Origin of the sequence: Pseudomonas sp. BC42, from assembly GCF_021560055.1 — a bacterium.
Classification (GTDB): domain Bacteria; phylum Pseudomonadota; class Gammaproteobacteria; order Pseudomonadales; family Pseudomonadaceae; genus Aquipseudomonas.
Window position 1 is genome coordinate 907,458 of the sequence record NZ_CP091067.1, and the last position, 19,245, is coordinate 926,702.

Below are 19,245 nucleotides of genomic sequence, written 5' to 3' on the forward strand. Positions count from 1 at the left end.
GGGCCTCTTTCCCTATCCCTGAAAAATAATCGGAAAAAACCTTACTGAGTTTTCCGGCCTGGCACGTCTAGCTAATTGAGATGCATTCGCATAAGCAAAAATAGCCAGCGCAGGAATCAGGGACATGAGGGTAGGCCGTCGCACTCGAGTTCACGCCGCAAGTCGGTTGGCCCTGGCCATCCACTTGGGCGTAGCAGGACTGTTGGCGGGAAGCGCTCTGCTGCACGCGGCGGAGCCTGTCGGCTCTGCCCCGCTGCGTGCCCAGCAGCCACGCGAGCTGGATTTCGATATTCCCGCCCAGGCCCTGGGCAGTGCCGTGCTGCTGTTTGCCGAGCAGGCCGGGGTGCAAGTGCTGTTCGACAGCCTGCGCCTGCATGGCTTGCACAGTTCGCCACTCAAGGGGCGCTACGGCGCTGAGGACGGGCTGGCCCGCCTGCTGGGCAATGCCCCAGTGGAGTACCGCTTTAGCGGTGAGCGCCAGGTGACCCTGAGCCGGGTGGAAGCCGTGCGTGATGGCGCCCTGGCCCTGGCCCCCACCACGGTTTCCGCTGACCCTGAAGGTCGCCAGAGCGACTGGGTATACAACGCGCCGCGCTCGGTGAGCATGGTCGGCCGCGAGCAACTGGATCGCAATCCACCGCGGCATGCCGCCGAGATGCTGGAGGAAACCTCCGGCGTGTACTCGGCCGTCAGCCAGCAGGACCCCGGCTTGTCGGTGAACATCCGCGGCCTGCAGGACTATGGCCGGGTCAACATGTCGGTGGACGGCATGCGCCAGAACTATCAGCAAAGCGGCCACCAGCAGCGCAACGGCACCCTCTATGTCGACCCCGAGCTGCTCTCCGAAGTGGTGGTGGAGAAGGGCGCGACCTCGACCATGGGCGGCGCCGGGGTGATCGGCGGAGTCGCCAACTTTCGCACCCTTGAGGCCCGCGACCTGCTCAAGCCCGGCCAGGAGCTTGGTGGCCGGATCCGCCTGACCACGGGCCTGGGCGGCCGCAGCAACGGCACTCACTTCATCGGCAGCTCCGCCTTCGCCATCGGCACCCAAGCCTGGGACATGCTGCTGGCCGCCAGTGAGCGGCACCTGGGCGACTACCGGCCGGGGACCCGTGGCGGCATCGGTGAATTGCGCACCGGCAGTTGGATGGACCCGTCGATCAATGACCGGGTGAAGCACTCCAAGGTGGCCTATTCCGCTTCGGTGATGCGCTCACGCCTGGCCAAACTGGGGCTCAACCTGCCCCAGGACCAGCGTCTGCAACTGAGCTACCTGAGCACCGAGGTGGCCTACGACGACGCCAACATGATGAACACCGAGAACCAGGAGCGGCTCTGGGAAAAGCTCGGCAGCAGCAAGGTGCATTCGCAGAACGTCGGCCTCGACTACAGCTACACCCCGGACAACCCGCTGATCGATTTCAAGGCCAAGCTCTACTACGTCGACAACAGTAACGACCAGAGCACCCTGACCCGCCGCAGCAGCCCGGGCTATTCGATCACCTACCAGACCGACACCTACGGTGCGCAGGCGCAGAACACCTCGACCTTTGCCCTGGGGGAGTTGTCCACGCTCAAGGCCAACTACGGCCTGGAGTTCTTCTATGACAAGGTCCGCCCCGACTCCAGCCAGCCGGTGCCCAAGGGTTCGGCGGTCAACGCCTCGCCGGCGGCGAGCATGACCCCCGAGGGCGACCGGGCCCTGGGCAGCCTGTTCACGCGGCTGGATTTCGACTACGACGGCTGGCTGAACCTCAATGCCGGGCTGCGCTACGACCGCTACCGCCTGCGGGGCGAGACCGGGATCAACACCCGCACCTTTGTCATCGGCAAGACGCCGCAGCAGGTCTCGGTGCCCGTGGCCTACGACATCGACAGCCAGGAAGGGCGCTTCTCGCCGACCTTCGGCCTGTCGCTCAAGCCCGGGGTCGAGTGGCTGCAACTGTTCGCCAGCTATGGCAAGGGCTGGCGGCCCCCGGCGGTGACCGAAACCATGATCAGCGGCCGGCCCCACGGCGGCGGCTCGGAGAGCACCTTCCCCAACCCGTTTCTCAAGCCGGAGCGCTCCACCACCTGGGAAGCGGGGGTCAACGTCTTCAAGGAAAACCTCTGGTTCAACGATGACCGCCTGGGAATCAAGGTGGCCTACTTCGATACCCGGGTCGACGACTTCATCTATATGGCCATGGGCGTGCAGCCCCCCGGCTACGGTTCGCCCGGCATCGGCAACAGCGCTTACGTCAACGACCTCAGCAGTACCCGCTTCAAGGGCGTGGAATACCAGCTGGACTATGACACCGGCCGCGCCTACGGCCAGCTGAACTACACCCACATGATCGGCGACAACGATTTCTGCACGAAAGTCGCCTGGCTGGGAGGCGTGACCCAGCCGGTGAAGAGCGGCACCGGGCGTGGCGCGATCGTCACCGGTATGCGCCCCGATGAGGCCGCCAACCAGGCCAGCCGCTGCAATGCCGCGATCCTCGGCTCGGCCGAACACATGCCCATGGACCGCGGCACCCTGACCCTGGGCGCGCGCTTTTTCGAACGCAAGCTGGATATCGGTGCTCGGGCCCGCTACAGCGCCGGCTACTCGATCGCCGGTTCCGCCACCGGCACCGTGAGCCAGACCGGCGTCTACCCGGCCGACTGGAAGCCCTACACCGTCTACGACCTGTATGGCAGCTACCGGGCCACTGAAGACTTGACCCTGCGCCTGGCCATGGAAAACGTCACCGACCGCGCCTACCTGGTGCCCCTCGGCGATGTCCTGGCCTTCACCCTCGGCCGCGGCCGGACCCTGCAGGGCAGCGTGGAATATCAGTTCTGAGCGCTTTTGCCCGTTGCCGGGCAAAACCGCAGCAGGCATTGGCGTGCTGCGGCCATGACCCACCTATGTATTGGAGTTTTGCATGAGCATTTCGATCTCTTACAGCGCTACCTACGGCGGTAATACTGTTGCGCAATACCTGACTGACTGGTCGGCCTACTTCGGTGACGTCAACCACCGCCCAGGCGAAGTGGTCGATGGCACCAACACCGGCGGCTTCAACCCGGGCCCGTTCGACGGCACCCAGTACGCGATCAAGAGCACCGCCAGCGACGCCGCCTTCGTTGCCGACGGCAACCTGCACTACACCCTGTTCAGCAACCCGAGCCATACCCTGTGGGGCTCGGTGGACACCCTCTCCCTGGGCGACACCCTCGCCGGTGGTGCGGGCAGCAACTACCACCTGGTCAGCCAGGAAGTCAGCTTCAGCAACCTGGGCCTCGACAGCCTGAAGGAGGAAGGGCGTGCAGGCGAAGTGCACAAGGTGGTCTACGGCCTGATGAGCGGTGACAGCTCGGCCCTGGCCGGCGAGATCGATGCCCTGCTCAAGGCCATCGACCCCAGCCTGTCGCTGAACTCGACATTTGACGACCTGGCCGCGGCCGGCGTTGCCCACGCCACCCCGGCTGCCGCAGTCGCGACCGATATCAGCCTGGTGGGCGTACCGGGCATGGCCCTGGACTGGGCCCTGGCCGCCTGAGTGTCGGCTTGATACACCGCCGTCGCCCGCGTTTTACACAGCCAGGGGGCGGCGGTGGTCAATGCTGGGGCGCGTCAGGCCTGGCCTTGTAGGCGCTGGCTTGCCAGCGAAAGCACCCGCCAGCACGGCGCATGTCCCAGGGGGCCCATCGCCGGCAAGCCGGCTCCTGTGCAGGGGGCGGGCGGCAGAATGCCAACAGCCGTCGCGAGGACGGCTGTTGATTGACGCAGGGCCGATCAGCGGCGGGTCAGCAGGACCCCGGATTCCATGTGGTGAGTCCAGGGGAACTGGTCGAACAGCGCGCAGCGGGTGATGCGGTGGCTGTCGTGCAGTTGGGCGATGTTGGCCGCCAGGGTCTCCGGGTTGCAGGAGATGTACAGGATGTTGTCGAAACGCCGGGTCAGTTCGCAGGTGTCCGGGTCCATGCCGGCCCGGGGCGGGTCGACGAACACGCTGCCGAATTCGTAGCTCTTCAGATCCACGCCTTGCAGGCGGCGGAACGGACGCACCTCGTTCAGGGCTTCGGTCAGCTCTTCGGCGGACAGACGCACCAGGGTGACGTTATCCACCGCGTTTTCGCTGAGGTTGCTCAGCGCGGCGTTGACCGAGGTCTTGCTGATCTCGGTGGCCAGCACCTTGCGCACCCGGGTGGCCAGGGGCAGGGTGAAGTTGCCGTTGCCGCAGTACAGCTCCAGCAGGTCGTCCTGGCGTTCGCCCAGGGCTTCATAGGCCCAGTTGAGCATCTTCTGGTTCACCGTGCCGTTGGGCTGGGTGAAGGCGCCCTCGGGCTGGCGGTAGCTGAAGGTACGCCCGCCGACGTCGAGCTTTTCCACCACGTAGTCCTGGCCGATGACTTCGCGCTTGCCCTTGGAGCGGCCGATCACGCTGACGTTGAGGTCGGCGGCCAATTGGCTCGCCGCCTTGTGCCAGTGCTCGTCCAACGGGCGGTGGTAGCACAGGGTGATCATCGCGTCGCCCGCCAGGGTGGTGAGGAACTCCACCTGGAACAGCTTATGGCTCAGGGGCGCGCTGGCTTGCCAGGCGGCCTTGAGCCGGGGCATCAACTGGTTGATGCGCTGGCTGGCGATGGGGAATTCCTCGATGAGGATCGGCGTGCGCTTGTCGTCCTGGGAGAACATCGCGTAGTGCCGCTCACCGGCTTCGCGCCACAGGCGGAATTCGGCACGCAGGCGGAAGTTCTGCAAGGGCGAGTCGAAGACCTGGGGCTCGGGCGCATCGAAAGGCGCCAGCAGGTCACGCAGGCGCGCGACCTTGTCGTTCAACTGGCTGTTGTAGCTTGCGGCGTCAAAAGTCATGCGGGGTAACCGAGCTTGATCACGAACAGGATCGACAGAATCACCAGGGGCGCGTTCAGCTCACGGGCGCGGCCCGACAGCAGTTTGATCACGGTCCAGGCGATAAAGCCGAAGGCAATGCCGTTGGCGATGGAGTAAGTGAAAGGCATGGCCAGGGCGGTGACCACCACGGGAGCGGCAACGGTGATGTCGTCCCAGTCGATTTCCGCCAGGCCCGAGGTCATCAGCACGGCCACGAACAGCAGGGCCGGCGCGGTGGCGAAGGCGGGCACGCTGGCCGCCAGTGGCGAGAAGAACAGCGCCAGCAGGAACATGATCGCCACCACGATGGCGGTCAGGCCGGTGCGGCCGCCGGCGCTCACGCCCGCAGCGGATTCGATGTAGCTGGTGGTGGTCGAGGTGCCCAGCAGGGAACCGGCCATGGCCGCGGTGCTGTCGGCGATCAGCGCCCGGCCCATTTTCGGCATGTGGCCGTCCTTGCCCATCAGTCCGGCGCGCTTGGCCACGCCGATCAGGGTGCCGGAGTTGTCGAACAGATCGACGAACAGGAAGGCGAAGATCACGCTGATCAGTCCGATGTCCAGGGCGCCCTTGATGTCCAGCTGCAGGAAGGTCGGGGCCAGGGACGGTGGCATCGAGGTCACGCCGCCGAACGGGGTGACGCCCATGAGAATGGAGACGAGGGTTACCGCGAGGATGCCGATCAGCACGGCGCCGCGCACTTTCAGGGCTTCCAGGGCCACGATCAGGGCAAAGCCCAGGGCCGCGAGGATCGGGGCCGGTTTGCTCAGGTCGCCCAGGCCCACCAGGGTCGACTTGTTGCCGATCACGATCTCGGCGTTATGCAGGGCGATCAGCGCCAGGAACAGGCCGATACCGGCGGCAATCGCCGAGCGCAGGGGCAGGGGGATGCTGTTGATGATCCATTCGCGGATCTTGAAGATCGACAGTATGAAAAACAGCACCGCCGAAATGAACACCGCACCCAGCGCCACTTGCCAGGTGTGGCCCATGTGCAGGACCACGGTGTAGGTGAAGAAGGCGTTCAGGCCCATGCCCGGTGCCAGGGCGATCGGGTAGTTGGCGATCAGGCCCATGACGGTGGAACCGATGGCCGCCGCCAGGCAGGTGGCAACGAAAATCGCGCCTTTGTCCATGCCCGTTTCGCCGAGGATGCTCGGGTTGACGAAAAGGATGTAGGCCATGGCCAGGAAGGTGGTGACGCCCGCAAGAATCTCGGTGCGCACGTTGGTGTTGTGTGCCTTGAGTTGAAACAGCCTTTCCAGCATGTCTGCTCCCCGTGGCGCCGCCGGGCGCCGTGAATGTATCGACTCCAACAGCAAAGCACAGACTTTATAAGGTGCCTGCGGATTTGCCCTGGGTCGGAAAAAGCCGCGCATCATACCAGCAGCGTGGGCCAATGGCTGCGATCGTCGGCGATGTTTTGCCCCGCTGGCAAGTAGCGCATACTGCGCCCTGCTTTCAAGGGAGGATTTATGCGCAGCACAGTGAAAATGATCGCGTTGGCGTTGGTGGGAGCAGCGGCCTGCTGGCTGACGACTCCGGCCTTGGCTCGCTCGGCGCCACCCTTGAGCCGGGTGGAGATTCTCAAGGTGCTGTCACCTTCCTGCGGCCTGGAGGACGTTTCCGACGGCCGTGAACGGACCCAGTGCGATCACAGCGGACCGAACATCAAGGTCTATGTGCTGGAGATCGGCTACGGCCGCGAGCCCCATGTGACCCTGGACGGATTTGAAGTCGACGGCACCCGTTCGGCCGTGTGCGAGGACGGTTCCAGCTATGTGCCTTGCGGCAACTCCGGGATCACCGTCGGCTACATCTATGTGTTCGACCTGGCGGGCAAGCAGGAAGGCACCTTCAGTTTCCGCAACACCTCGATCAACGCGCCGGGCAATACCCTCGGCGCGCAGATCTACATCAGGTAGCGGCGAACGGTTCGGGGCAAAGCTGACTAAGCTCTGAAGACGTTCCTTGTGGAGTCATCCCCATGACCTTCAGAGCCTTGGTCACCCTTGCCGAAGGCATCGATGATCTGCAAAGCGTGACCCTGATCGATGTCCTGCGCCGTGCCGAACTCGAAGTGCTGGCGGCCAGCGTCGAAAACCGGCGCATGCTCACCTGCGCCCGGGGCACACGGCTCACCGCCGACGCCATGCTGGTGGATGTACTGGCCCAGCGCTTCGATCTGATCGTATTGCCTGGCGGCGCGGTGGGCGCCCAGCACCTGGCGAGCCACCAACCGCTGATGCAACTGGTCAAGGACCAGGCAGCAGCGGGGCGCCTGTTCGCCGGCATCGCCGAAGCGCCGGCCCTGGCCTTGCAGGCCTATGGCGTGCTGCGCCAGCGGCGCATGACCTGCCTGCCCAGTGCCAGCCATCAGCTGCTGGGCTGCAGCTTTGTCGACCAGCCGGTGGTGGTGGATGGCAACTGCATCACCGCCCAGGGTTCCGGCGCCGCCCTGGCGTTTGCCCTGGCCTTGGTGGAGGCGCTGTGCGGTCGCGCCAAGCGCGCCCAGGTGGCTGGAGAGTTGCTGGTATAGGGCTCAGCCGACATGGGCCGCGATAGGCTCGATCACCGGTTGCAACTCCTGCTCGGTGTGCCAGATGTCGTAATCGGCCTGCACCGCCAGCCAGACCTTGGCCTTGCCGATTCCGGCGCGTTCCAGGCGGACCGCCAGTTCCGCGCGGATCGGCGCATGGCCGTTCAACACCTTGGACAGATGCGGGCGGGCATAGCCGATATGCCGGGCCAACTCCGTCACGCTGATGCCCAGCTCAGGCAGGACATCCAGGCGCAGGGTGTCACCGGGGTGGGGTGGGTTGTGAATGGGCATGATCCTGCCTCCTGTTCAGTGGTAGTCCAGATAATCGACCAGTTCGATATCCGAACCTACGAAACGAAAGATCACTCGCCAGTTGCCGGACACCACCAGGGACCAATAGCCGTGCAGGTCGCCCCTGAGTGGGTGCAGCCGCCAGCCCGGCAGGTTGAGGTCTGCCGGTTCGCTGGCGTGATCCATGAACGACAGCTGGCGGGCCAGCCGGCGTGCATGCTCAGCCCGTATTCCACGAGTCGATCCGGTTTCATAGAAGGCGCGCAGGCCTTTGTGCTGAAAGGACTTGATCATGGGGAGCGAGTGTAAGGCGATACCTTACACGCTTCGTAGCGGTTTTGTATTGCAGAGAATGATCAACAAGCTGTTACGAGGTGGTTGCGTGCGCTGATTCTTGTTGGAGAGGGCTGGCTACAGCGACCTGCTGGAGGCGGCGAAATGGCGAGCCGCTGCTGAGGCTCAGCCCAGCCACTGAGGCTTGAACCTGGCCGCGCCCGCCCGGCGCGGCTTCAGGCCTTGGATTCCTCGACTGATTCGATCATCCGGTCGCGTTGGGCCAGGGTCGGGAACAGCTTGATCCAGACCCCGGTCACGACCAGCGTGCCGACCCCGCCCAGCACCACCGCCGGCACGGTGCCGAACCAGTGGGCGGTCAGCCCGGATTCAAATTCCCCCAGCTGGTTCGAAGCACCGATGAACAAGCCGTTCACCGCGCTGACCCGGCCGCGCATTTCGTCCGGGGTTTCCAGCTGCACGAAGGACGCGCGGATCACCATGCTGATCATGTCCGCCGCCCCCAGCACCACCAGCACCGCCAGGGAAAACCAGAACGAGGTCGAGAGGCCGAAGGCGATGGTGGCCACGCCGAATACCCCGACCGCGGTGAACATCACCCGCCCGACCTTGCGCTCGACGCTAAAACGCGCCAGCCACAGCGACATCAGCAAGGCCCCCACCGCCGGCGCCGAACGCAGCAGCCCGAGGCCCCAGGGGCCGGTGAGCAGGATGTCCTTGGCGAACACCGGCAAGAGTGCGGTGGCACCGCCCAGCAGGACCGCGAACAGGTCCAGGGAGATGGCGCCGAGAATGTCCGGGCGGCTGCGGATGAAGCGGATGCCCGCCAGCAGCGAGTCGAGGGTGGCCTTGCCCTTGTTCAGCGGCGTCTGCCGCGCCGGCAGGTTGAGCATCAGCAGGCAGGCGATCAGGTACAGGACCACGGTGGGGCCGTAGACCCAGACGCTGCCGAAGGCATACAGCAACCCGCCCAGGGCCGGGGCGACGATGGTCGCCGACTGTTGCGCCGATTGCGCAGCGGCCACCGCCCGGGGAAACAGCGCCGCGGGCACGATGCTCGGCAGCAGGGCCTGGGTGGTGGGCATCTCGAAGGAGCGGGCGCCGCCGAGGAGGAAGGCCAGGATGAAGATCATTTCCCGGGTGACGCTGTCGGTCAGGCTGCCGACGGCCAGGGCCAGGGCGATCAAGGCTTGCAGCGACTGGCAGATCGCCGCTACCCGGCGCCGGTCGTAGCGATCGGCCACATGCCCGGTGTGCAGCATGAACAGCACGCGCGGGGCGAACTCCACCAGTCCCACCAGGCCCAGGTCGAGCACGTTGCCGGTCAGTTGGTAGAGGTTCCAGCCGATGGCCACGGTGAGCATCTGGAAACCGCTGGCGGTGAAGATCCGGGCCAGCCAGAAAGCGATGAACGGGCGATGGTGACGGAGTAACAGAGGCGTTTGGCTGGGCATCGGGCGGTCAATCTGAGCGGGAGTGCAACGAGGTTATCACCAAGATGTAACCAATAGTTGCGGTGCGCGGGAAAATCGTTAGCTGCGCATCTATCTTCTTTTTTGCTCCCATGCCGGGCCGCCAACCCTTGTAGCCGCTGCCGCAGGCTGCGAACGGCTCCGGAGGAGACGCCAGGATCTTGAATACGCCGCAGGTTCGACGGGCAATCGCCAGGCAAGACCCTGCGTACCGAACGCGGCCCGGCCTTTCGCCGCGTCGCAGGCTCAGCAGCGGCTATAGGCGTTTTGCGTGGGAAAACGCCGGGAAAACCCCGAACTTGAGAGGGTGAGGCAAGCTGTCACGCGGCAAATAACCACAGAGTTGTGCGCCGAAAATAGGACTACTCTTTTAACGTTGCTTGACCCAGATCAAAACCTTTTCCAGTGGTTTGATGTGGCGGCCCAAGGGCCAGAATCCCTACGTTGCGATGGTTTAAAAAAGAACGAATCCGAATTCGCCGAACTCCATATCCGTGGGGGCAGTAGGCGCTGGCCCTTGGCCCGCAGCCGGTATTACCTGATAGAGGAAAGCTTATGTTCGGTTTAGAGGCGCTTGATCTCGCCCGAATTCAATTCGCGTTCACCATCTCGTTCCACATCCTGTTCCCGGCGATCACCATCGGCCTGGCGAGTTACCTGGCGGTACTCGAGGGCCTGTGGCTGAAAACCCGCGACGACACCTACCGTGATCTCTACCACTTCTGGTCGAAGATCTTCGCCGTCAACTTCGGCATGGGTGTGGTTTCCGGCCTGGTGATGGCTTACCAGTTCGGCACCAACTGGAGCCGTTTCTCGGACTTTGCCGGGTCGGTCACCGGCCCCTTGCTCACCTATGAAGTGCTCACGGCCTTCTTCCTGGAAGCCGGTTTCCTCGGTGTGATGCTGTTCGGCTGGAACAAGGTCGGGCGCAAGCTGCACTTCTTCTCCACGGTGATGGTGGCCATCGGTACCCTGATCTCGACCTTCTGGATCCTCTCGTCCAACAGCTGGATGCAGACCCCGCAAGGCTATGAAATCGTCAACGGCCAGGTGATCCCGGTCGACTGGCTGGCGGTGATCTTCAACCCGTCATTCCCCTATCGCCTGGCGCATATGGCGGTCGCCGCGTTCGTTGCCACGGCGTTCTTCGTCGGCTCGTCGGCAGCCTGGCACTTGCTACGGGGCCGCGACAACCCGGCCATTCGTCGCATGCTGTCGATGGCGATGTGGATGGCCCTGATCGTGGCGCCGGTGCAGGCGGTGATCGGCGACTTCCACGGCCTCAACACCCTCAAGCATCAGCCGGCGAAAATTGCCGCGATCGAAGGCCACTGGGAAAACGTCGGCAACGAGCCGACCCCGCTGATCCTCTTCGGCTGGCCGGACATGAAGGCCGAGAAGACCCGTTTCGCGGTGGAAATCCCCTACCTGGGCAGCCTGATCCTCACCCACTCGCTGGACAAGCAGGTGCCGGCGCTCAAGGAGTTCCCGCCCGAGGACCGGCCCAACTCGACCATCGTCTTCTGGTCGTTCCGGATCATGGTCGGCCTGGGCATGCTGATGATCTTCACCGGCCTGTGGAGCCTCTGGCTGCGCAAGCGCGACACCCTCTACACCTCGCGCCCGTTCCTGTACCTGGCGTTGTGGATGGGCCCATCCGGGCTGATCGCGATCCTCGCGGGCTGGTTCACCACCGAGATCGGCCGTCAGCCGTGGGTGGTCTATGGCCTGATGCGCACGGCGGATGCCTCGTCCGGGCACAGCTTTGTGCAGATGAGCATCACCCTGGCGCTGTTCGTGGTGGTGTACTTCTCGCTGTTCGGCGTGGGTATCGGCTACATGATGCGCCTGGTGCGCAAAGGTCCGGTCACCAACGAAGGTGCCGAAACCAGCCACGGTGGTCCCGGGCAGAAACGTACCCCGGCCCGTCCGCTGTCCGCAGCCGACGATGACCACGACGCCGACCACGGCACCCGCCTGAACAAGGGGAACTGAGTCATGGGTATTGATCTTCCGCTGTTATGGGCCGTGATTATCATCTTCGGCATCATGATGTACGTGGTCATGGACGGCTTCGACCTGGGGATCGGGATTCTCTTCCCGTTCGTCAAGGACGAGCGCGACCGTGACGTGATGATGAACACCGTCGCCCCGGTCTGGGACGGCAACGAAACCTGGCTGGTGCTGGGGGGCGCGGCCTTGTTCGGCGCCTTCCCGCTGGCCTATTCGGTGGTGCTCTCGGCGCTCTACCTGCCGCTGATCCTGATGCTGGTGGGGTTGATCTTCCGCGGCGTGGCCTTCGAGTTCCGCTTCAAGGCCAAGGACGACAAGCGCCATATCTGGGACAAGGCCTTCATCGGCGGTTCGCTGGCGGCGACTTTCTTCCAGGGTGTGGCCCTGGGGGCGTTCATCGATGGCCTGCCGGTGGTCAACCGGCAGTTCGCCGGCGGCTCGCTGGACTGGCTGACCCCCTTCACCCTGTTCTGCGGCCTGGCGCTGGTGGTGGCCTATGCCTTGCTCGGCTGCACCTGGCTGATCATGAAGACCGAAGGCAAGCTGCAGCAGCAAATGCATGACATTGCTCGGCCCCTGGCCTATGTGGTGCTGGCGGTGATTGGCATCGTCAGTATCTGGACGCCGCTGGCCCACGCCGAGATCGCCGCGCGCTGGTTCACCCTGCCGAACCTGTTCTGGTTCCTGCCGGTGCCGATCCTGGTGCTGGTGACCATGTACGGCCTGCTGCGCGCCGTGGCCCGCAATGCCCACTACACGCCGTTCCTGCTGACCCTGGTGCTGATCTTCCTCGGCTACAGCGGCCTGGGCATCAGCCTGTGGCCGAACATCGTGCCGCCGTCGATCTCCATCTGGGACGCCGCCGCGCCGCCGCAGAGCCAGGGCTTCATGCTGGTGGGGACCTTGTTCATCATCCCGTTCATCCTGGGCTACACCTTCTGGAGCTACTACGTGTTCCGCGGCAAGGTCACCCACGAAGACGGTTACCACTAGGCGGGAGCCGGCTGCTGGCGCTTTCGCTGGCAAGCCGGGCCCTACGGGAATTCGGGTTAGGCAGGAGTTGCAATCATGAGCGGTAAACACTCTTTGCAGGAAATCGAACAGGCGGAAAAGAAACCGCTGTGGCAGCGCCTGGGCTGGCTGGCGATGATCTGGGGTGGCAGCGTACTGGCCCTGTTCGTGGTGGCCAGCCTGATGCGCCTGTTCATGAATGCTGCGGGCCTGACCACCCACTGATCATCCCATCCCGTTGCCTTGCGGCACGGTTTCAACCCTCCGCCTGCGGAGGGTTTTTTTTGCCTGTTACTTGCGTGCCTTGAGGATCACGAACTTGGGCGTCGCCGCCACTTGTTCGACGCCGCGGAACAGCCGCGCCAGCTTGCTGTGATAGCCCAGGTGGCGGTTGCCGACGATATACAGCGCGCCGCCCACCACCAGCGCCTCCCGGGCCTGCTGGAACATGCGCCAGGCGAGGAAGTCGCCCACCACCTGCTGCTGGTGGAACGGCGGGTTGCACAGCACCACGTCCAGGGACTGCGGCGCCTGCCCGGCCAGGCCATCGCCGGCACGCATCTCGGCTTCACGATCGCCGAGCAGCGCCTGCCAGTTCTCCCGGGCCGACTGCACGGCCATGAAGGACTCGTCCACCAGGGTGTAGTGGGCCTGGGGGTTGTCCAGGGCGCTGGCGATGGCCAGCACGCCGTTGCCACAGCCCAGGTCCGCGACCCGGGCGCTGCCGAGGTTCTGCGGCAGGTGCGGGAGGAAGGCGCGGGTGCCGATGTCCAGGCCTTCGCGGCAGAACACATTGGCGTGGTTGAGCAGCTCGATGGCCGGCTGCTCCAGGCGATAGCGGGTCGGGTAGGGCGACACCACCGCCGGCCTGGCTTCTGGCGTGGCGATCAGCAGGCGGGCCTTTTTCACCGCCAGGGAGGCCTGCACCGGGCCGATGTAGCGCTCCAGCAAGTCGCCGGCGGCGCGGGGCAGGTGTTTGATCATGGCCGCCGCCACGACCTGGGCGCCTGGGGCCAGTTGCCCTTGCAGGCGGATCAGTTGCTCTTCCAGCAGGGCCAGGGTCTTGGGCACGCGGATCAGCACCCGGTCGAAGGGACCGTGCAACGGCTCGCTGGCCGGTATCACCCGCAGGGCGTCGAAGGGCAGGCCGTTGCGCGCCAGGTTCTTTTCCAGGGCCAGGGCGCCCAGGTACGAATCGCCACTGCTGCTGACCTGGACCTTGCCCTGCAGGCTCGCGGCCAGGGCGCCAAAGCTGTCATTGAGGATCAGCACCCGGCTGTCGCTGGTCGGTTGCTGCTCGGCCAGGTGGTTGAGCAGGTATTCGTCCGCCGCGTCGAAGGCTTGCAGCGGCTCGTTCTGCTGTTCGGGCTGGCGGATCAGGTCGAGCTGGGCGAAGGGGCTTGCAAGCAGGGGCATGGGGCGGACTCTAGGTAATCGGTGAATGTCCCGGCGGTGGGGGCTGTCGCGCGCACGGGAACCCTCGAACAGCGGCGGTGCGGGCCGTTCGAAGCGGGGCTAAATGGTACGTTTTTTTGCCGGGGATTGCCCGCGCTCTATGCCACTACAAACCGCCGGTGTTTCTGTCCGGCGCTTTGCGGGACACTAGAGCATCGCTTTTGTGGAGCCCGTCATGACCGCCAGTGAAGAAAAGTACACGCGCCAGACCCTGCTGGAGGTCCAGCCGTTGACCTCTAGCCTGTTTACCCTGCGCACCACCCGGGACGCGGGTTTTCGCTTTCGTGCCGGGCAGTTCGCCCGTCTCGGGGTGACCAAGGCCGATGGCAGTACGGTGTGGCGCGCCTATTCCATGGTGTCGTCGCCGTTCGATGAATTTCTCGAGTTCTTTTCCATCGTGGTGCCCGGCGGCGAGTTCACCAGCGAACTGAGTCGCCTGGCAGTGGGGGACAGCCTGCTGGTGGATCGCCAGGCCTTCGGCTACCTGACCCTGGACCGTTTTGTCGACGGTCGCGACCTCTGGCTGCTATCCACCGGCACCGGGATTGCGCCGTTCCTGTCGATCCTGCAGGACTTCGAGGTGTGGGAGAAATTCGAGCGCATCATCCTGGTCTACAGCGTGCGCGAGGCCAAGGAGCTGGCCTATCAGCAGTTGCTCGCCGAGTTGCCCCAGCGTGAGTACCTGGCGGAAGTGGCCCACAAGCTGCAGTTCATCAGCACCGTGACCCGCGAGCAGCATCCGGGCAGCCTCAACGGGCGCATCACCCAACTGATCGAGAACGGCGAGCTGGAGCGTGCCGCCGGCGTGGCACTGACCCCCGAACATTCGCGGGTGATGCTCTGCGGCAACCCGCAGATGATCGATGACACCCGTGCGCTGCTCAAGCAGCGGGGCATGAACCTGAGCCTGAGCCGGCGGCCGGGGCAGGTGGCGGTGGAAACCTACTGGTAAGCAAAACGGCGCCTTGAGGGCGCCGTTCCTTGTAGTGCTGAAGCCTGTTTCAGGGCTTGTTGTTCTGCGCCTTGAGCAGATCGCGGATCTCCCCCAGCAGTTCTTCTTCCTTGCTCGGTACCGGCGGCAGTGTCGGGGCCACGGCCTCTTCACGCTTCAGGCGGTTGATCACCTTGACGCCCATGAAGATGGCGAAGGCAATGATGATGAAGTCGATGATGCTCTGGATGAACTTGCCGTACGCCAACACCACCGCCGGCGTATCGCCCGCCGCGGCCTTGAGCGTGACTGCCAGATCCCCGAAGTTCACCCCACCGATCAGCAGGCCGATGGGGGGCATGACCACGTCGCCGACAAAGGACGAGACGATCTTGCCGAACGCAGCGCCAATGATGATACCCACGGCCATGTCGACCACATTGCCTTTGACCGCGAAGGCCTTGAACTCACTTAGCACGCCCATAGGTTATTCCTTGTTACAGATGAGGTTGGTTACGGCAGTGTAATTCAGCAAAAAGCATTTTGCCGACACAACTTTTAACAGCTTGCGGGCTTATTGACCGATAAACAGGCAAAGAGTTTATTCAAAGTGCCAGCAGATCGCGCGCGATATACCCCGCATCAGATGAGATAACCAGAACATTCTGTCAATCGAGTGGTTGCGGGCTTTCTATTTATCATTCAAATAGTTAGCCACTAGCCTCTAGCGAGCGCATCGGGATGCGCCTTATATAACTAGAGGAATTCAACATGACCGCTTCTCTTGGCCTTGGGAGTCTTTCCCAGCGACGCATACTGGGCGTGCTTGCCGCCAGTCTGCTTTCCCTTTCCGTACAGGCTGCCACGCTGACCCGCGACAATGGCGCGGCAGTGGGCGATAACCAGAATTCACAGACTGCAGGCGCCACCGGCCCGGTGTTGCTGCAAGATGTGCAACTGATCCAGAAGCTTCAGCGGTTTGATCGCGAGCGCATTCCAGAGCGTGTGGTACACGCCCGTGGTACCGGCGCCCACGGCACTTTCACCGTCACCGACAGCCTCAGCGACCTGACCCGTGCCAAGGTCTTTGCCGCCGGTGAGACCACTCCGGTATTTGTCCGTTTTTCCTCGGTGGTGCACGGCAACCACTCCCCGGAAACCTTGCGCGACCCACGGGGTTTCGCCACCAAGTTCTATACCGCAGAGGGTAACTGGGACCTGGTCGGCAACAACTTCCCGACGTTCTTCATTCGCGATGCCATCAAGTTCCCGGACATGGTGCATGCGTTCAAACCCGATCCGCGCACCAATCTGGATGATGACTCGCGACGTTTTGATTTCTTCTCTCATGTTCCCGAAGCCACTCGCACATTGACCGAGCTGTATTCCAACTCCGGAACTCCGGCCAGTTACCGGGAAATGGATGGTAATGGCGTGCACGCCTACAAGTTGATCAATGCCAAGGGCGAAGTGCATTACGTGAAGTTTCACTGGAAGAGCCTGCAAGGCCTGAAGAATCTCGATCCGAAACAAGTGGTCGAGGTCCAGGGGCGTGATTACAGCCATATGAGCAACGACTTGGTAACCCACATCAATAAAGGGGACTTTCCCAAGTGGGACTTGTATGTCCAGGTATTGAAACCCGAAGACTTGGCCAAGTTTGATTTCGACCCGCTGGACGCCACCAAGATCTGGCCGAATGTGCCCGAGCGCAAAGTCGGGCAGATGGTGTTGAACCGCAACCCGGCCAACGTGTTCCAGGAAACCGAGCAGGTGGCCATGGCCCCGTCCAACCTGGTGCCGGGAATCGAACCGTCGGAAGACCGTCTGCTGCAGGGCCGGGTGTTCTCCTACGCCGATACCCAGATGTACCGCCTGGGCGCCAACGCCCTGCAACTGCCGATCAACGCGCCGAAGAGCCCGGTGAACAACGGCAACCAGGACGGCGCCATGAACCTGGGCCACACCAGCACCGGGGTCAACTACCAGCCGAGCCGCCTGATGCCGCGTGAAGAGCCGCAAAGCGCGCGCTACAGCCAGATGGCGCTGTCGGGCAGCACCCAGCAGGCGAAGATCCAGCGTGAGCAGAACTTCAAGCAGGCCGGGGACCTGTATCGCTCCTTCAGCAAGAAAGAGCGCCAGGACCTGATCGACAGCTTCGGCGGCTCCCTGGCCACCACTGACGACGAGAGCAAGCACATCATCCTGTCGTTCCTTTATAAGGCCGACCCGGAGTACGGCAGCGGCGTGACCCGCGTGGCCAAGGGCGACCTGGCCCGGGTCAAGGCCCTGGCAGCCAAGCTGAGCGACTGATCGCGTCAGCCTCACCTCGTCACGCCCGTCCGGGCGTGACGTCTTTTTCCGACAGAGGAGTCGCGCCATGCGTCTTTTTATAGCGCTGTTGTCAGTGGCCTGGTCGTTTGTCGCCTATGCGCAGCCGGCGGCCGAACCAGCGGCGAGTGCCGACCCGGTGGCGGTCAAGGTTCAACTGGAACACTACTATTTCGATGCCGCGCGCCGGGGCGACGTGGCAATGCTCGACACCTTCATCGAGGCCGGTTACGCCCTCGATACCCAGGATGAAAAGGGCTACACCGCGCTGATCCTGGCCGCCTATCACGGCCAGGGCCCGGCGGTGGAGCGCCTGCTGGCCGCCGGCGCCAATGCCTGTGCCCAGGACAAGCGCGGCAACACCGCATTGATGGGGGCGATCTTCAAGGGCGAGGTGCAGATTGCCCGGCGCCTGCTGGCCGCCGATTGCAGCCCCGACCAGCGCAACGGCGCGGGGCAGACCGCCGCCATGTATGCCGGGCTGTTCCAGCGGGAGGAATTGCTTCAGGCCCTGGCGGCCAAAGGCGCGGACCTGAATGCCGAGGATCCCCTGGGCAATAGCGCCACGCGGCTGGCTAGCGGGCAGATACGCACCGCGCCGCCGCGCTGATCCGTTCCAGCTGAGCTATCATCGCGGTTTTTGCCGGGGGTTCAGATGGCCAAGGCCAAGCGCATGTACGGCTGCACCGAGTGCGGCTCCACCTTTCCCAAATGGGCCGGGCAATGCGGTGAGTGCGGGGCCTGGAACACCCTGACCGAGACCATGATCGAAAGTGGCGGCGCCGCGGCACCTGCCGGGCGCACCGGCTGGGCCGGGCAGCAGGCGCAGATCAAGACCCTGGCGGAAGTCAGCGTCGAGGAAATCCCGCGTTTCTCCACCGCCTCTGGCGAACTCGACCGGGTGCTGGGCGGTGGCCTGGTGGACGGATCGGTGGTGCTGATCGGCGGCGATCCGGGGATCGGCAAGTCGACCATCCTGCTGCAGACCCTGTGCAATATCGCCACGCGCATGCCGGCGCTCTACGTCACCGGCGAGGAATCCCAGCAGCAGGTGGCGATGCGCGCCCGGCGCCTGGGCCTGCCCCAGGATCAACTGCGGGTGATGACCGAAACCTGCATCGAAACCATCATCGCCACGGCCCGGGTGGAAAAGCCCAAGGTCATGGTGATCGACTCGATCCAGACGATTTTCACCGAGCAGCTGCAATCGGCCCCGGGCGGCGTGTCCCAGGTGCGCGAGAGCGCGGCCTTGCTGGTGCGCTACGCCAAGCAGAGCGGCACGGCGATCTTCCTGGTGGGCCACGTGACCAAGGAAGGCGCCCTGGCCGGGCCGCGGGTGCTGGAGCACATGGTCGACACCGTGCTGTATTTCGAGGGGGAGTCCGATGGTCGCCTGCGTTTGCTGCGGGCGGTGAAGAACCGTTTCGGTGCGGTCAATGAACTGGGCGTGTTCGGCATGACCGACCGCGGTTTGAAGGAAGTCTCCAACCCTTCGGCGATTTTCCTCACCCGCGCCCAGGAAGAGGTGCCGGGCAGCGTGGTGATGGCCACCTGGGAAGGCACCCGGCCGATGCTGGTGGAAGTTCAGGCGCTGGTGGATGACAGCCACCTGGCCAACCCGCGCCGGGTGACCCTCGGCCTGGACCAGAACCGCCTGGCCATGCTGCTGGCGGTGTTGCATCGCCACGGCGGTATTCCGACCCACGATCAGGACGTGTTCCTCAACGTGGTGGGCGGGGTCAAGGTGCTGGAAACCGCGTCCGACCTGGCGCTGATGGCGGCGGTGATGTCGAGCCTGCGCAATCGTCCGCTGCCCCATGACTTGCTGGTGTTCGGCGAGGTGGGGCTGTCCGGCGAAGTGCGTCCGGTGCCCAGCGGTCAGGAGCGCTTGAAAGAGGCGGCCAAGCATGGCTTCAAGCGGGCCATCGTGCCCAAGGGCAACGCACCGAAGGAGGCGCCGCCAGGCTTGAAGATCATTGCCGTGACCCGCCTGGAACAGGCGTTGGATGCGCTTTTCGAATAATCGGCACGGGACTCG

18 protein-coding genes are annotated in these 19,245 nt (G+C 64.0%); 11 read left to right on the plus strand and 7 right to left on the minus strand.

Annotated features, from left to right (window positions below; translation table 11 throughout):
• Positions 1 to 124 precede the first annotated feature (124 nt).
• Both L1O02_RS04260 and L1O02_RS04265 read left to right on the plus strand, forming a co-directional pair.
• On the plus strand, positions 125 to 2,830 hold the full coding sequence (locus tag L1O02_RS04260; RefSeq protein WP_235759601.1) for a TonB-dependent receptor: 2,706 nt from the start codon (positions 125 to 127) through the stop codon (positions 2,828 to 2,830).
• An 82-nt stretch (positions 2,831 to 2,912) separates the two neighbouring features.
• Positions 2,913 to 3,530 carry a heme acquisition protein HasA gene (locus tag L1O02_RS04265; protein ID WP_235759603.1) on the plus strand — a complete coding sequence of 206 codons (618 nt, stop codon included), beginning with the start codon at positions 2,913 to 2,915 and terminating at the stop codon, positions 3,528 to 3,530.
• A 236-nt stretch (positions 3,531 to 3,766) separates the two neighbouring features.
• Here the strand turns inward: L1O02_RS04265 and trmA are convergent, their stop codons facing one another.
• The gene (gene trmA, locus L1O02_RS04270) at positions 3,767 to 4,846 is read right to left on the minus strand and encodes a tRNA (uridine(54)-C5)-methyltransferase TrmA (RefSeq protein ID WP_060841198.1); all 1,080 of its coding nucleotides are present in this window, start codon (positions 4,844 to 4,846) and stop codon (positions 3,767 to 3,769) included.
• Complete coding sequence (locus L1O02_RS04275) at positions 4,843 to 6,135, minus strand: NCS2 family permease (RefSeq protein WP_060841197.1); 1,293 nt, start codon at positions 6,133 to 6,135, stop codon at positions 4,843 to 4,845. The genes trmA and L1O02_RS04275 overlap by 4 nt, the downstream gene beginning before the upstream one ends.
• Before the next feature lie 207 nt (positions 6,136 to 6,342).
• Between L1O02_RS04275 and L1O02_RS04280 the strand changes: the two genes are divergently transcribed.
• Both L1O02_RS04280 and L1O02_RS04285 read left to right on the plus strand, forming a co-directional pair.
• On the plus strand, positions 6,343 to 6,792 hold the full coding sequence (locus L1O02_RS04280; RefSeq protein WP_235759605.1) for a DUF4879 domain-containing protein: 450 nt from the start codon (positions 6,343 to 6,345) through the stop codon (positions 6,790 to 6,792).
• 62 nt (positions 6,793 to 6,854) lie between these two features.
• The gene (locus L1O02_RS04285) at positions 6,855 to 7,406 is read left to right on the plus strand and encodes a DJ-1 family glyoxalase III (RefSeq protein WP_235759607.1); all 552 of its coding nucleotides are present in this window, start codon (positions 6,855 to 6,857) and stop codon (positions 7,404 to 7,406) included.
• Positions 7,407 to 7,409: 3 nt separating this feature from the next.
• Here the strand turns inward: L1O02_RS04285 and L1O02_RS04290 are convergent, their stop codons facing one another.
• From L1O02_RS04290 to L1O02_RS04300, 3 genes are all read right to left on the minus strand, one after another.
• Entirely contained in the window at positions 7,410 to 7,700 is a 291-nt protein-coding gene (locus L1O02_RS04290) for a HigA family addiction module antitoxin (RefSeq protein ID WP_016966170.1), read from the minus strand.
• A 15-nt stretch (positions 7,701 to 7,715) separates the two neighbouring features.
• Complete coding sequence (locus tag L1O02_RS04295) at positions 7,716 to 7,994, minus strand: type II toxin-antitoxin system RelE/ParE family toxin (RefSeq protein ID WP_060841194.1); 279 nt, start codon at positions 7,992 to 7,994, stop codon at positions 7,716 to 7,718.
• A gap of 215 nt (positions 7,995 to 8,209) precedes the next feature.
• Complete coding sequence (locus tag L1O02_RS04300; RefSeq protein WP_235759609.1) at positions 8,210 to 9,448, minus strand: MFS transporter; 1,239 nt, start codon at positions 9,446 to 9,448, stop codon at positions 8,210 to 8,212.
• 573 nt (positions 9,449 to 10,021) lie between these two features.
• Here L1O02_RS04300 and L1O02_RS04305 point away from each other — a divergent pair.
• From L1O02_RS04305 to L1O02_RS04315, 3 genes are all read left to right on the plus strand, one after another.
• A complete protein-coding gene (locus L1O02_RS04305; RefSeq protein ID WP_011063588.1) occupies positions 10,022 to 11,461 on the plus strand; it encodes a cytochrome ubiquinol oxidase subunit I in 1,440 nt (479 codons plus the stop codon).
• Between the two features lie 3 nt (positions 11,462 to 11,464).
• On the plus strand, positions 11,465 to 12,472 hold the full coding sequence (cydB, locus tag L1O02_RS04310; protein WP_060841191.1) for a cytochrome d ubiquinol oxidase subunit II: 1,008 nt from the start codon (positions 11,465 to 11,467) through the stop codon (positions 12,470 to 12,472).
• 75 nt (positions 12,473 to 12,547) lie between these two features.
• Entirely contained in the window at positions 12,548 to 12,715 is a 168-nt protein-coding gene (locus tag L1O02_RS04315) for a DUF2474 domain-containing protein (protein ID WP_082729298.1), read from the plus strand.
• Positions 12,716 to 12,781: 66 nt separating this feature from the next.
• Here L1O02_RS04315 and L1O02_RS04320 read toward each other — a convergent pair whose 3' ends face one another.
• Positions 12,782 to 13,906, minus strand: coding sequence for a methyltransferase (locus tag L1O02_RS04320; protein WP_235759611.1), 1,125 nt, complete (start codon positions 13,904 to 13,906; stop codon positions 12,782 to 12,784).
• A 214-nt stretch (positions 13,907 to 14,120) separates the two neighbouring features.
• Between L1O02_RS04320 and L1O02_RS04325 the strand changes: the two genes are divergently transcribed.
• Positions 14,121 to 14,897 (plus strand): ferredoxin--NADP reductase, encoded by a 777-nt coding sequence (locus L1O02_RS04325; RefSeq protein ID WP_060841190.1) that lies wholly within the window; start codon positions 14,121 to 14,123, stop codon positions 14,895 to 14,897.
• A gap of 49 nt (positions 14,898 to 14,946) precedes the next feature.
• Here the strand turns inward: L1O02_RS04325 and mscL are convergent, their stop codons facing one another.
• Positions 14,947 to 15,360 carry a large-conductance mechanosensitive channel protein MscL gene (gene mscL / locus L1O02_RS04330; protein WP_060841189.1) on the minus strand — a complete coding sequence of 138 codons (414 nt, stop codon included), beginning with the start codon at positions 15,358 to 15,360 and terminating at the stop codon, positions 14,947 to 14,949.
• Between the two features lie 287 nt (positions 15,361 to 15,647).
• Between mscL and L1O02_RS04335 the strand changes: the two genes are divergently transcribed.
• The 3 genes from L1O02_RS04335 (at position 15,648) to radA (ending at position 19,230) form a co-directional block, all read left to right on the plus strand.
• Entirely contained in the window at positions 15,648 to 17,189 is a 1,542-nt protein-coding gene (locus tag L1O02_RS04335) for a catalase (protein ID WP_060841188.1), read from the plus strand.
• 67 nt (positions 17,190 to 17,256) lie between these two features.
• Positions 17,257 to 17,817, plus strand: a complete 561-nt coding sequence (locus L1O02_RS04340; RefSeq protein WP_060841187.1) for an ankyrin repeat domain-containing protein — start codon at positions 17,257 to 17,259, stop codon at positions 17,815 to 17,817.
• A gap of 45 nt (positions 17,818 to 17,862) precedes the next feature.
• Complete coding sequence (gene radA / locus L1O02_RS04345; protein WP_011063580.1) at positions 17,863 to 19,230, plus strand: DNA repair protein RadA; 1,368 nt, start codon at positions 17,863 to 17,865, stop codon at positions 19,228 to 19,230.
• The last annotated feature ends 15 nt before the right edge of the window (positions 19,231 to 19,245 follow it).